The 13,504-nt window shown below is 54.3% G+C and carries 11 protein-coding genes; 4 read left to right on the forward strand and 7 right to left on the reverse strand.

The genetic code is table 11. From position 1 onward, the window contains the following. The first annotated feature begins 1 nt into the window (after nt 1). Nucleotides 2-142 (forward strand): type B 50S ribosomal protein L36, encoded by a 141-nt coding sequence (gene ykgO / locus CRO87_RS03525; RefSeq protein ID WP_097161539.1) that lies wholly within the window; start codon nt 2-4, stop codon nt 140-142. Here the strand turns inward: ykgO and CRO87_RS03530 are convergent. Further along, the gene (locus CRO87_RS03530; protein ID WP_097161540.1) at nt 139-849 is read right to left on the reverse strand and encodes a GNAT family N-acetyltransferase; all 711 of its coding nucleotides are present in this window, start codon (nt 847-849) and stop codon (nt 139-141) included. The two genes, ykgO and CRO87_RS03530, sit on opposite strands and share 4 nt — an antisense overlap. A 99-nt stretch (nt 850-948) precedes the next feature. Between CRO87_RS03530 and CRO87_RS03535 the strand changes: the two genes are divergently transcribed. After that, complete coding sequence (locus CRO87_RS03535; protein WP_097161541.1) at nt 949-2,409, forward strand: PLP-dependent aminotransferase family protein; 1,461 nt, start codon at nt 949-951, stop codon at nt 2,407-2,409. Here CRO87_RS03535 and CRO87_RS03540 read toward each other — a convergent pair. From CRO87_RS03540 to acrA, 6 genes are all read right to left on the reverse strand, one after another. Further along, nucleotides 2,378-2,848 carry a YlaC family protein gene (locus CRO87_RS03540; RefSeq protein WP_097161542.1) on the reverse strand — a complete coding sequence of 157 codons (471 nt, stop codon included), beginning with the start codon at nt 2,846-2,848 and terminating at the stop codon, nt 2,378-2,380. The two genes, CRO87_RS03535 and CRO87_RS03540, sit on opposite strands and share 32 nt — an antisense overlap. Before the next feature lie 97 nt (nt 2,849-2,945). Continuing rightward, nucleotides 2,946-3,500: a maltose O-acetyltransferase gene (gene maa, locus CRO87_RS03545; protein WP_097161543.1), complete on the reverse strand. Its 555-nt coding sequence runs from the start codon at nt 3,498-3,500 to the stop codon at nt 2,946-2,948. Between the two features lie 151 nt (nt 3,501-3,651). Further along, nucleotides 3,652-3,870, reverse strand: coding sequence for an HHA domain-containing protein (locus tag CRO87_RS03550; protein WP_097161544.1), 219 nt, complete (start codon nt 3,868-3,870; stop codon nt 3,652-3,654). Between the two features lie 27 nt (nt 3,871-3,897). Then, nucleotides 3,898-4,272: an Hha toxicity modulator TomB gene (tomB, locus tag CRO87_RS03555; RefSeq protein WP_097161545.1), complete on the reverse strand. Its 375-nt coding sequence runs from the start codon at nt 4,270-4,272 to the stop codon at nt 3,898-3,900. A gap of 506 nt (nt 4,273-4,778) precedes the next feature. Then, nucleotides 4,779-7,925: a multidrug efflux RND transporter permease subunit AcrB gene (gene acrB, locus CRO87_RS03560; RefSeq protein WP_097161546.1), complete on the reverse strand. Its 3,147-nt coding sequence runs from the start codon at nt 7,923-7,925 to the stop codon at nt 4,779-4,781. Nucleotides 7,926-7,947: 22 nt separating this feature from the next. Next, on the reverse strand, nt 7,948-9,141 hold the full coding sequence (gene acrA, locus CRO87_RS03565; RefSeq protein WP_097161547.1) for a multidrug efflux RND transporter periplasmic adaptor subunit AcrA: 1,194 nt from the start codon (nt 9,139-9,141) through the stop codon (nt 7,948-7,950). A gap of 141 nt (nt 9,142-9,282) precedes the next feature. Here acrA and acrR point away from each other — a divergent pair, with 141 nt between their 5' ends. Together acrR and mscK are read left to right on the forward strand one after the other, a co-directional pair. Beyond that, a complete protein-coding gene (acrR, locus tag CRO87_RS03570; protein ID WP_097161548.1) occupies nt 9,283-9,927 on the forward strand; it encodes a multidrug efflux transporter transcriptional repressor AcrR in 645 nt (214 codons plus the stop codon). Nucleotides 9,928-10,053: 126 nt separating this feature from the next. After that, nucleotides 10,054-13,407, forward strand: a complete 3,354-nt coding sequence (gene mscK / locus CRO87_RS03575) for a mechanosensitive channel MscK (protein ID WP_097161549.1) — start codon at nt 10,054-10,056, stop codon at nt 13,405-13,407. Nucleotides 13,408-13,504: the final 97 nt, after the last annotated feature.

The raw sequence follows: 13,504 nt of genomic DNA on the forward strand, positions 1-13,504 counted from the left end.
CATGCAGGTACTGAACTCGCTGAAGAGCGCGAAACAGCGCCACCCGGACTGTCAGATTGTGCGCCGCAAAGGGCGGCTGTACGTGATTTGTAAAACAAACCCCCGCTTCAAGGCCGTGCAGGGGCGTAAGAAAAGACGTTAACTTTTTGGCTGTCGCCAACTTTCCAGGGAACTCAACTGCTTGCCGTCGGGGCCGAAGTTATCGGCGGCAAGCCACTTCTGCATCGCGTCGTCCACCTCTGGCCATTCGCTGTCGATAATTGAGAACCAGTCGGTGTCACGGTTGTGCCCCTTAATCACCAACGCCTGACGAAAACGTCCTTCATACTGAAAGCCCATGCGCAGCGCCGCCCGGCGCGACGGCTCGTTCAGGCTGTTGCACTTCCACTCATAGCGACGATAGCCAAGTGTCTCAAAGGCATAGCGCATCAGCAGCCACTGCGCTTCGGTGGACATCGGCGTGCGGCTCAGTAACGGCGAAAAATGCACGTGCCCCACTTCAATCACGCCGTTTTTACTGTCGATGCGCATCAGCGCCAGCGTGCCGACCGGTTGCCCCGTTTGTTTGTCGACAACGGCGAAGTGAATCGGATCCTGAAGCGTCAGAATGCTTTCCACCCATGCGCGATAGCTTTCCACGTGCGTATCGGGTTCACGCAGCAGCCACGTCCAGGCGCGGGTATCTTCCGCCAACTGGTACGCAGCAAACAGTGCATCGGCGTGCTGCAACCCGAGCGGTTCAAGGCGGCATAAGCGGCCCTCCAGCGTTTCACGCTGCGGATGAGGGCGAGGCTGCCAGTCGGGGAGAGCATCGCCCACCGGCTGATCGAACTGATTCTTCTGACTCATAGTGACTCCTTTGTGGACGTATAGGCGCAGAATAGGGTGTTGATGGTTCCTTAAAAAGAGCCACTGGCGTATCTTCTGGTGGTACCACGAGGAGGCGCGATGAACATTCCGGACGACGCATTTTATGCATTATTGATTCAGGCTTTGCAGCAGCGAGAGGGCGAGACGCTCCAGCGCACCCTTTATCATGCCCTGCGCCAGGCCATTCTCGAAGGACAGCTTCGCCCTCTGAGCCGTCTGCCCGGGTCGCGGGCGATCGCACAGCAGCTTATGCTGTCGAGAAACACCATCAATGCCGCGCTGGATCAGCTGGCTACGGAAGGTTATTTACTGCGCGACCGCCAGGGTTCGCAGGTTGCGACGCTGCCCCAGACCGCGGCCTCTGAAATGCCTGCTCAGACATCAGTTGATTTGCCGCCTCATCTGGCGCAGCTGCCGCCCGGTACGCGCCGTGATTCGCCCACGCTCGCCTTTACACCTGGTATGCCCGCGGTGAATTACTTTCCGTTACCGCTCTGGCGGCGCCTGCTCGATCGTGTCCTGCGGGAGGAGGGGAGTCTGCTGCTGGGGTACGGCGATTCGGCTGGCGAACCCTCGTTAAGAATGGCGATTGCGCGCCATCTGGCGCTCTCCCGCGGTATCGACTGTGATGCCAGCCAGATAGCGATCACCGAGGGCGCGAGGGAAGGGCTGAATCTCTGCACGCAGTTGTTGAGCGAAAGAGGGCAGATGGCCTGGCTCGAAGATCCCGGCTATTTTGGTGCCCGTAGCGCGTTTGTTTCCGCCGGGCTGGCCTTTCAGGGGCTGCCCGTGGATGACGAAGGCATGCGTTTTCCTCCGGCTGCCAGCCCGTCGCCGCGCCTGATTTTTACCTCGCCTTCACACCAGTATCCGCTCGGCACGCTGATGAGCGCAGCCCGGCGGCTGGCTTTGCTGGAACGGGCTCGCCAGGAGGACGCGTGGATCATTGAAGACGATTACGACAGCGAGTTTCGCTACAGCGGCGTGCCGATCCCGGCGATGCTAGGGATGGTGCCGAATGCGCCGGTTGTGTATCTCGGCACCTTCAGCAAAACGCTGTTCCCGTCGCTGCGGATAGGCTTTATGGTGATGCCAAAAGCGCTGGCTCTGTCGGTACAGCCCGCCATTGATTCGCTTCTACGCGGCGGACATCGTGTGGAGCAGCGGGCGCTGGCGCTGTTTATTGAGGAAGGGCATTACGCGCGGCATCTGGCATCAATGCGCCGGTTATACCGTAAACGACAGGGGCAGCTGCGCGCCGCATTACAGCAGGAGCTGACTGTGCCACACCACATTTCCGCAGGCGAAGGCGGGATGCATTTAACGGTGAAGGTGCCGGGCGTTGATGATGGCAGAGTGGTGGATCTTGCGCGCCAGTTCCAGCTGGCCCCGGCGGCGCTGAGCCGTTTCTATCTCGATCCGTCGCAGGGGGAAACCGGGTTCGTTCTGGGGTATGGCAATACGTCAGCGTCCCGGTTCGTGGCCGGTATCAGGACACTGAATCGTCTTATTGTGCAGACTCAGCGCGAGCGAGGGTGAAGATATCGTAGAACGAGAGTTCGCCTTTGGTTGCCACCATCTTTTGCAGCTGACTTTTCTGTACTTCCGCGACGCGTGGTGAACTCAGAATGTTGTCAATAAGCGTGTCCGGAACAAAGCGGGTGTTGTACCACTCGCCGTTGTAGCAGACGCGAAAGTCCAGTACGTCGATATCTTCGTAGCGATAGCGCGGTGCCACATCGAAAAAGAAAAAGCCGTTCAGGGCAATAAAGAGTACCACCAGCAGCCACTGTGAATCGGCCAGCGTTTCTGAGCGGTACATCACCACCCACGTGGCCAGAAAACCCAGATACATGGCAATAAACAGGCCGGGAAAGCGGCGAATAAAGCTGACGCTGAAGCGCGGGCGGTTGTCGCGCTTTTCGCTGCTGTTCAGCTCGTTAATGGTCTGGGTAAGCAGTTGCTGGATTTCGCTCATCTGCGCCTTCTGTTATGCCTGAATCGGGGAATACGCCATTTTATGTTGCGTGGATTCAGGCGAAAAGTAACAGTTTGGTTGCGCAAAAGCATAACAGTCAGGCCAGCATTTTAATGACCTTCGCCGGATTCCCGCCCACTACGGCATTGGCAGGCACGTCTTTGACCACCACGGCGCCTGAGGCGATCACCGCATTGTCGCCTATCGTCACGCCCGGGTTGATGATGGCCCGTCCGCCAATCCAGACGCTGTTTCCTATGGTGACGGGTTTGCCGAATTCAGCGCCGCTGTTGCGGGCCTCGGCCTCCAGCGGGTGCGTGGCGGTGTAGATATGTACGCCTGGCGCCAGCATGCAGTTGTCGCCGATGCGAATCGGGCAGACGTCGAGCATCACGCAGTCGAAGTTAGCGTAGAAGTTCTGGCCGACGAAAATGTTGTAGCCGTAATCGCAGCGGAAGGTCGGCTCAATGTAGGCGTCCCGCGCACAACCCAGCAGTTCAGCCAGTAAACTGGCGCGCAGGGCTTTTTCCTCGGGGGCGGAGTGGTTGTAACCATGCAGCAGCGTTCTGGCGCGTAAACGGTCGGCCCGGAGGGTGGCATCACCCGGAAGATAAAGCTCTCCGGCGATCATTTTGCGTTTTTCTTCACTCATGTGATTCTCCTGTTAAGCAGAGAACCACAGTAACGATTGCCCGATGAGTTGGGAACGTTCCCTGTTCTGGTCTGTGATTCTAATCACAGAGCAATCTGTACTGCTGTCAGTAGAGAAACGCGAAGAGAGGATAACCCTGATAGAGTGATGATTAACGTATAAATTTCCACACGGTTGATGGAATTTTATCGTACAGCTTATTCATAGTCAGTTCGGCCAGGCGATGATCGGCTGCTGAGTAAAAAACAGCCAGTTCATTGTCTGAAAGTTCATATTTATTTTTCTCAATAACACGTTCTAATGTGTCGAGCGTCTGGCAGCGTCGCAGACGCATCAAATAATCGACTTTTGTTAAAGGTTTATCTGACATCACTTCACCTTTTAGCTTGTAATAATTTTAACAAGAGAGACTGACAGGGTTCGTCCGGCTAAGATTGACGAAGCAGCGAAAGAGTCGGTTTCCTGACTTTCGCCATTTCTGCAGATCCTCTGCGTTAATGCCATAGTTACTGAACAACATAAAAGTATCGTCCAGATATTCATCAATTTGCGCGATCAGTTTATTGTCTTCGTTGTACTTAATTTTGTAATTAAGTGCGAAGGTAGCAATATGCTCGATCAGTTCATTGAGTTGAAGATTCAGTGCAGAAGTGGGGTCATTCACCCAGCCTGCCCGGTTTTCTTCAAGGTTAGCGAGACAGTCATGATACAGCGTTTCACAGAGAAATTTAAGCTGTGCGATATCATGTCTTTTTGGCGAGTATTCGTCCATAACGCATCCCCTTATGATTAACCAACAACACCGTGTGGGATGGATACTACTGTCTGACCCGGAACATACGCTGTGAACCTGATGTGTTAACTATAATCTACTCTGAAAAATATTTCACCGAGCTATTACGAAAAATTACAATTACGATTAATTAATCGAATGCCATACCGCGATGACAACCATTCCTAATACTTGATATGTCAGCTCTTCTGCATTGAATATTTACAGAGTAGCTTAATTTTCATTAGGTTATGTTTATGGCTCGGTAAAACTAGAGTGGAATATCTTACCGGGCATGCGGCAAACTCAGAGGAATCCTAAGCGATCGCCTGAAAACAAACCAGAATCTCTGCATATTGGCAGAGAATGAATAACCCTAATATTAAGATTATATCCCTGAAAAAGATCTGAGTTAAATAAACCAACGGACAATAAGGGGGATTATGTCCGCAGAGCAAAAAAGAAGGGCCGCTTTCGCGACCCTTTTTCATTTCTGCATCACGCCATTAATGACGTTCAACTGGATGGCTGTGCTCCAGATCGTCGGTTTTCTTGCTAAAGCGGCGACGAACCACCACGAAGAACACCGGAACGAAGAAGATGGCCAGTATAGTTGCGGTCACCATCCCGCCCATTACGCCTGTACCGACGGCGTTCTGTGCACCGGAGCCTGCACCACTGCTGATAACCAGCGGCATTACACCGAGGATAAAGGCCAGTGAGGTCATCAGGATTGGACGCAGACGCATACGTACCGCTTCCAGGGTGGCTTCAATCAGCCCTTTGCCTTCTTTCTCCATCAGGTCTTTGGCGAATTCCACGATAAGTATCGCGTTCTTCGCCGACAAGCCAATGGTTGTCAGCAGGCCTACCTGGAAGTACACGTCGTTGGTCAGCCCACGGAAGGTTGCGGCTAACAGCGCACCGACCACCCCGAGTGGCACAACCAGCATAACCGAGAACGGAATGGACCAGCTCTCATACAGCGCCGCCAGACACAGGAACACCACAATCAAGGAAATGGCGTACAGGGCAGGGGCCTGGTTTCCTGACAGACGTTCCTGGTAGGACATACCGGTCCAGTCGTAACCAACGCCGGTTGGCAATTTGCCCGCAAGCTCTTCCATCAACAGCATAGCTTCACCCGTACTCTTGCCTGGTGAAGCCTGTCCAAGGATTTCCATCGATGGCAGACCGTTATAACGCTCCAGACGAGGTGAGCCGTATTCCCAGCGCGAGGTCGAGAAGGCGGAGAACGGCACCATCTGCCCGTTGCTGCCACGTACGTACCAGTTTCCGATATCATTTGGCAGCATACGATATGGCGCTTCGGACATAACGTACACCTTCTTCACACGACCGCGGTCGATAAAGTCGTTGACGTAGCTTCCGCCCCAGGCTGCGCCCAGCGTGGTATTGATGTCACTAATGGATACGCCAAGAGCCTGAGCTTTTTCCTGATCGACATCGATCTTAAATTGTGGGGTATCTTCCAGACCGTTAGGACGAACCTGGGTCAGCACATCCGGATGCTTGGCAATCTCACCAAACAACTGATTACGCGCCTGAGTCAGTTTCTCATGCCCAAGGCCTGCCTGGTCGATAAGCTGGAAGTCAAAGCCGGTCGCCGTACCCAGTTCAACAATCGCGGGCAGGTTGAAGGCGAAGACCATCGCATCTTTAATCTGGGAGAAGTAGCCCATTGCACGGCCCGTGATAGCGCCGACTTTGTTCTCTTCACCCGGACGCTCGCTCCAGTCTTTCAGCGAGACGAATGCGATACCGGTATTCTGGCCACGGCCGGCAAAGCCAAAGCCGTTAACCGCAAAGACCGACTCCACATTGTCTTTCTCTTTGGTGAGATAGTAATTGGTCATCTCATCCAGGACTTTCTGTGTACGTTCCTGAGTTGCACCCGCCGGAAGTTGGGCCATCGACAAGAATACACCCTGATCTTCGTCTGGCAGGAACGAACTTGGCAGGCGAACAAACAGGTAAGCCATGCCAACCACGATGATGATGTAAAGCAGCAGATAACGACCGGTGCTGCGCAGGATATTGCCCACGCTGTCAGTGTAATGGTGCGTGCTCTTATCAAACATGCGGTTAAACCAGCCAAAGAACCCTTTGTGCTCGCCGTGACCGCCTTTCTGAACTGGCTTCAGCATGGTGGCACACAGGGCAGGCGTCAGAATCAACGCCACCAGTACCGACAGAGCCATCGCCGAAACGATAGTAATGGAGAACTGGCGGTAGATTGCTCCGGTGGAACCCCCGAAGAAGGCCATTGGGATAAATACCGCAGAGAGCACCATCGCAATACCGACCAGTGCGCCCTGGATCTGGCCCATCGACTTACGGGTTGCTTCTTTCGGCGGCAGCCCCTCTTCTGCCATTACACGCTCGACGTTTTCCACCACCACGATGGCATCATCCACGAGCAGACCGATGGCAAGCACCATCCCGAACATCGTCAGGGTGTTTATCGAGTAACCGAATGCGGAGAGGACGGCAAAGGTTCCCAATAGTACAACGGGTACAGCAATGGTTGGGATCAGCGTCGCACGGAAGTTCTGCAGGAACAGATACATTACGATGAACACGAGGATGATCGCTTCGACCAGCGTTTTCACTACTTCGTGAATAGAAATTTTCACGAACGGCGTTGTGTCGTATGGGTAAACGATTTTCAGCCCGGATGGGAAGAACGGCTCCATACGTTTCAACTCGGCACGAATAGCATCTGCGGTATTCAGTGCGTTCGCGCCTGTCGCCAGTTTGATACCCAGACCGGATGCTGGCTGGCCGTTGAACTTGGCGATAATGTCGTAGTTTTCACCGCCCAGTTCAATCTTCGCTACGTCACGCAGACGAACCTGCGAACCGTCGTTGTTCACCTTCAGCAAAATTTTGCCGAACTCATCCGTAGAGGTTAAACGGGTTTGCGCGATGATAGAGGCGTTAAGCTGCTGACCTTTAACTGGCGGTGTACCACCCAACTGACCGGCAGCGACCTGGGCGTTCTGTGCCTTAATCGCGGTGATCACGTCAACTGGCGTCAACTGGAAGTTGTTCAGCTTATTAGGATCCATCCAGATACGCATCGCGTACTGAGAACCAAACAGCTGCACGTCACCGACGCCGGATGTACGGCTGATCGGATCCTTCATGTTCGCCGCAACGTAATCGGAGATATCGTCCTGGGTCATGGTGCCGTTGGTGTTAATCACACCGACAACCATCAGGAAGCTACTGGATGATTTCTCAACGCTCACCCCTTGTTGCTGAACTTCCTGTGGCAGCAACGGCATTGCCAGCTGCAGTTTGTTCTGCACCTGAACCTGAGCGATATCCGCATCGGTGCCGGATTCAAACGTCAGAGTGATCTGTACGGTACCCGTAGAATCACTGTTTGAGGACATGTACATCAGGTTATCGATACCGTTCATGTTCTGTTCGATAACCTGTGTCACGGTGTCCTGCACCGTTTTCGCATCTGCACCAGGGTAGACTGCGCTGATTGTTACTGCCGGCGGCGCAATGGTCGGATACTGCGCGACCGGCAACTTGAGGATCGCGAGTCCCCCCGCCAGCATGATAATAATGGCGAGCACCCACGCAAAAATGGGGCGATCGATAAAGAAATTAGGCATGTCTTAACGGCTCCTGTTTAAGTTAAGACTTGGTCTGTTCTGACGCCGCATTACCTGCGGTTTGCTGCTCTTTGTCAGAAGTGACTTCTTGCGCTTTTACCTGAGCGCCCGGTCTGACTTTCTGCAAACCGGTAATGATGACGCGATCGCCGTCTTTCAGACCGTTGGTAACCAGCCATTTGTCGCCAATCGCCTGGGTTGCGGTAATCTGGCGCACTTCAACCTTATCGCCTTCACCCACGACCATGGCACTGGCATCACCACGTGGCGTACGGGTCACGCCCTGTTGAGGAACCAGCAATGCGTTAGGGTTGGTCCCTTCTTCCAGCTTCGCGCGCACGAACATGCCTGGTAGCAGGGTGTGGTCAGGGTTAGGGAAGACCGCACGCAGGGTGATGGAGCCGGTGGTCTGATCTACGGTGACATCAGAGAATTCCAGGGTACCGCTCTGCGAATATTTGATACCGTCCTGCGTGACGAGATCGACTTTCGCTTTACCATCAACCTGTTTCAGCGAACCGCTCGCCAGTTCCTGCTTAAGGCGCAGGAAATCGTTGCTGGACTGGGTCACGTCAACGTAAATCGGGTCGAGCTGCTGAACGGTTGCGAGTGCATCAGCCTGGCCGGACTGCACCAGCGCGCCTTCGGTCACGGAAGATTTTCCGATACGGCCACCAATTGGTGAGGTCACTTTGGTATAGGCCAGGTTGATTCGCGCGGTTTCAACGGCGGCTTTCGCAGCCACGACCGCAGCGTTTGCCTGAAGGGAATTAGACAGCGCTGTGTCATAGTCCTGACGGCTGATGTACTGGGTGCCCAACAGTTTCTGGTAACGGCTTGCGGTCAGCTGAGCGACTTTTGCTGCCGCTTCGGCTTTGGCCAGATCGCCTTTCGCGCTGTCGTAAGAAGCCTGATAGGTTGCAGGATCAATCTGATACAGAGACTCACCGGCCTTGATCTCTCCGCCTTCCGTAAAGTTGCGCTTCAGGATGATACCGCTCACCTGAGGACGAACTTCTGCGATACGGAAAGCACTGGTGCGGCCAGGTAATTCAGTGGTGATTTGAAGAGGTTCGGACTTGAGCGTCACTACACCCACTTCTGGTGTATGCGGCGCACCCTGTTGAGCCTGTTTATCGTCACATCCTGTAAGCGCTAAGCTGCCTGAAAGCATCAGAACGACCGCCAGAGGCGTTAACCCTCTGTTTTTGTTCATATGTAAACCTCGAGTGTCCGATTTCAAATTGATCAGTGGAACAAATGTCCACAAACCCATTGCTGCTTTATATTATGGTCGTGCTATGGTACATACATTCACAAATGTATGTAAATCTAACCTCTGTAAATTCACCAACCTATGGCACGAAAAACTAAACAACAAGCGCTGGAAACACGGCAACACATTCTCGATGTTGCCCTGCGTTTGTTTTCTCAACAGGGGGTATCATCCACCTCGTTGGCCGAGATTGCAAAAGCGGCAGGTGTCACCCGCGGTGCAATTTACTGGCATTTCAAGAACAAATCAGACTTATTCAGTGAAATCTGGCAGATCTCAGAATCCAGCATCGGCAGTCTTGAAGCAGAGTATCGGGCAAAATTCCCTGACGATCCACTCTCAGTTCTTAGGGAGATTCTAGTCTATATTCTTGAAGCTACGGTGATTGAAGAGCGCCGTCGACTGATGATGGAGATCATTTTTCACAAATGTGAATTTGTGGGTGAAATGGCGGTGGTTCAGCAGGCTCAACGCGATCTTTGTCTGGAAAGTTATGACCGCATCGAAGAAGCACTCAAAGACTGTACGCGGGTAGGGCAACTCCCCGCCACTCTGCTGACGCGAAGGGCAGCCATTCTGATGCGCAGCTACATCTCCGGTATTGTGGAGAACTGGCTGTTCTCACCTGACACCTTCGATCTGAAAAGTGAAGCCAGACATTACGTTGCGATTCTTATCGAAATGTACCAGTTCTGTCCGACGCTGCGGGCTACGCCAGCGGCCTGAATTCGACGTAAGAATAGACCAAGAATTTTCCGAATGCCGGGTGCTATTCGACGGTCGGGATAAGTGCTATTCTGCGCAAGCTTTTTCTCCCGGCGCTCCGGCCCTGAACTCACTCACGCTGACACTATGCTGCACAACTCATTCTGGCGGAAACCACTCTCCGCATTAATCGTCGTACTGATTTTTTTCTTTGCCACGATGGGCTCCAGCCTGGCTCGGGCACAGAGTCCAAACGACCTGCCCGATCGCGCCGATGTGCAAAAACAGCTCACCGCATTGACCAAGAAAAAAGAGCTCACGCCGCAGGATAAACTCGTCGAGCAGGATCTGTCGGATACCCTGCAGCTGCTCGATAAAATCGACCGCATCAAAGACGAAACAGCCCAACTCAAGGTGCAGATAGACCAGGCTCCCGCCAAAATGCGCCAGGCCACCGAGAGTCTGAATGCCCTGAGCGACGTGGATAACGATGACGAAACGCGTAAAACGCTCAATCAACTCTCCGTCCGCCAGCTGGAAGCGCGAATCAGTGACGTCCTCGATCAGCTTCAGGCGGCGCAAAACGATCTCGCGACCTACAACAGTCAGCTGGTGTCCCTGCAAACGCAGCCTGAGCGCGTACAAAATGCGATGTACACCGTCTCACAGCAGCTGCAGCAAATTCGCAATCGCCTGAATGGCACTACCGTCGGTGAAGGTGCGCTGCGCCCGTCGCAGCAAACCATGCTGCTGGTGCAACAGGTGCTGTTGAATGCCGAGCTCGATCAGCAGCGTAAAAGTCTCGCCGGGAACACCACATTGCAGGACACCCTGCAAAAGCAGCGCGATTTTGTGACGGCCAACAGTAACCGACTCCAGCATCAGCTCCAGCTGTTGCAGGAAGCCGTTAACAGCAAGCGGCTGACGCTGACAGAAAAAACCGCGCAGGAAGCCGTTTCCCCCGACGATGCGGCCCGCATTCAGGCTAATCCGTTGGTAAAGCAGGAGCTGGACGTTAATCACCAGTTGAGCGAAAGGTTGATCAAGGCGACGGAAAACGGCAACCAGCTGGTGCAGCAAAACATTCGTGTCAAAACCTGGCTCGATCGCGCCCTGCAGTCGGAACGCAATATCAAAGAACAGATTTCCATGCTTAAAGGCAGCCTGCTGCTGTCGCGCATCCTCTATCAGGAGCAGCAAACGCTGCCGTCTGCGGACGAACTGGAAGACATGACCAACCGCATTGCGGATTTGCGTCTGGAGCAGTTCGAAATAAACCAGCAACGCGATGCCCTGTTCCAGAATGAAGACTACGTTGCGAAGCTGGAAGAGGGACACAGCAGCGATGTCACTGCCGAAGTGACCGATGCCCTGACCCAGGTGGTCGATATGCGCCGCGAACTGCTGGATCAGATGAACAAACAGCTGGGTAACCAGCTGATGATGGCCATCAACCTGCAGGTCAATCAGCAGCAGCTGATGAGCGTCTCGAAAAGCCTGCGTTCTATCCTCACGCAGCAGATTTTCTGGGTGAACAGCAATAAACCGATGGACTGGGACTGGGTGAAATCCTTCCCGTCAGCGCTGAAAGATCAGTTCAGTAAAATGAGCATCACCGTCAACTGGGAGAAGGCCTGGCCGGCGGTGTTTGTTGCGTTTCTGGCGGGGCTTCCTCTGCTGCTGATTGCCGGGCTGATTCGCTGGCGGCTGTCGTGGCTGAAAAGCTATCAGCAAAAGCTGGCCTCGGAAGTCGGACAACTGCGCAATGACAGCCAGCTGCACACGCCGAAAGCGATTCTGATCGACCTGATTCGTGCGCTGCCGATAGTCATGATTATTCTTGCGGTCGGGCTGATCCTGCTGACCATGCAGCTAAACGTCAGCGACCTGCTGTGGGCGTTCAGTAAAAAACTGGCGCTGTTCTGGCTGATTTTCGGCCTGTGCTGGAAAGTGCTGGAAAAGAACGGCGTGGCGGTGTCGCACTTCAACATGCCGCCGCAGCTCACCAGCCATTGGCGTCGTCAGATTGTGCGCGTCAGCCTGGCGCTGCTGCCGCTGCACTTCTGGTCCGTTGAGGCTGAACTGTCGCCCCTGCACCTGATGGATGACGTGCTCGGTCAGTTTGCTATTTTCCTCAACCTGCTGCTTATCACCGTGCTGGTGTGGCCGATGTGCCGCGACAGCTGGCGTGATAAAGAGTCACACAGCCTGCGCCTCGTCACTATTACCACGCTCGCTATCGTACCGATTGCGCTGCTGGTGCTTACCGCCACGGGCTACTTCTATACCACGCTGCGCCTTGCCGGACGCTGGATTGAAACCGTCTATCTGGTCATTCTGTGGAACCTGATTTATCAGACGGTTCTGCGCGGCCTGAGCGTTGCGGCCCGCCGCATTGCCTACCGTCGTGCGCTGGCGCGCCGTCAGCATCTGGTGAAAGAGGGCGCGGAAGGGGCTGAACCACAGGAAGAGCCAACCATTGCGCTGGAAGACGTAAACCAGCAGACGCTGCGCATCACCATGCTGGTGATGGTGGCGCTGTTCGGCGTGATGTTCTGGGCCATCTGGTCCGACTTAATCACCGTCTTCGCCTACCTCGACAGCATTACGCTGTGGCACTACAACGTAACGGAGGCCGGGGCCGAAGTCATGCGAAGCGTGACCCTTGGCAGTCTGCTGTTTGCGCTGATTGCGGCAGTCGTTACCTGGGCGCTGATCCGCAACCTGCCGGGTCTGCTGGAAGTGCTGGTGCTTTCGCGGCTGAAGATGCGCCAGGGTGCGTCCTACGCTATTACCACGATCCTTAACTACGTCATTATCGCCGTCGGCGCGTTGACGGTGTTCGGTTCGCTCGGCGTCTCCTGGGATAAACTGCAATGGCTGGCGGCAGCGCTGTCGGTCGGTCTTGGTTTTGGCCTCGGTGAAATCTTCGGTAACTTCGTTTCCGGCCTGATCATCCTGTTCGAACGCCCGGTGCGCATCGGCGATACGGTGACGATCGGCACCTTCTCAGGCTCGGTCAGCAAGATCCGTATTCGTGCCACAACGATCACTGATTTCGACCGTAAAGAAGTGATCATTCCGAACAAAGCGTTTGTGACTGAGCGTCTGATCAACTGGTCACTCAGCGATACCATCACCCGCGTGGTGATCCGCCTCGGCGTGGCGTATGGATCGGATCTGGATAAGGTCAAAGAAGTGCTGCTGAAAGCCGCGTCGGAGCATCCAAAAGTGATGCACGATCCTGAGCCTGCGGTGTTCTTCACCCTCTTCGGGCCGAGCACGCTCGATCACGAACTGCGTTTATACGTCCGTGAACTGCGCGATCGCAGTTATACGGTGGATGAACTCAACCGCACCATCGACAAACTCTGTCGTGAAAACGGCATTAACATCGCCTTCAATCAGCTCGAAGTGCACCTGCGCAATGAAAAGGGTGACGAAGTGACGGAAGTGAAGCGCGACGTGAAGGGTGACGATCCGACGCCTGCGCAGAGCTGATCTGCGACTTTTCCCCCTCACCCTAACCCTCTCCCTCAAGGGAGAGGGGACTAAATAGTGCGACTTTGGTTTTCTCTCTCTCTTAAGGGAGAGGGGA

Origin of the sequence: Enterobacter sp. CC120223-11 (genome assembly GCF_900215375.1) — a bacterium.
GTDB lineage: Bacteria > Pseudomonadota > Gammaproteobacteria > Enterobacterales > Enterobacteriaceae > Scandinavium.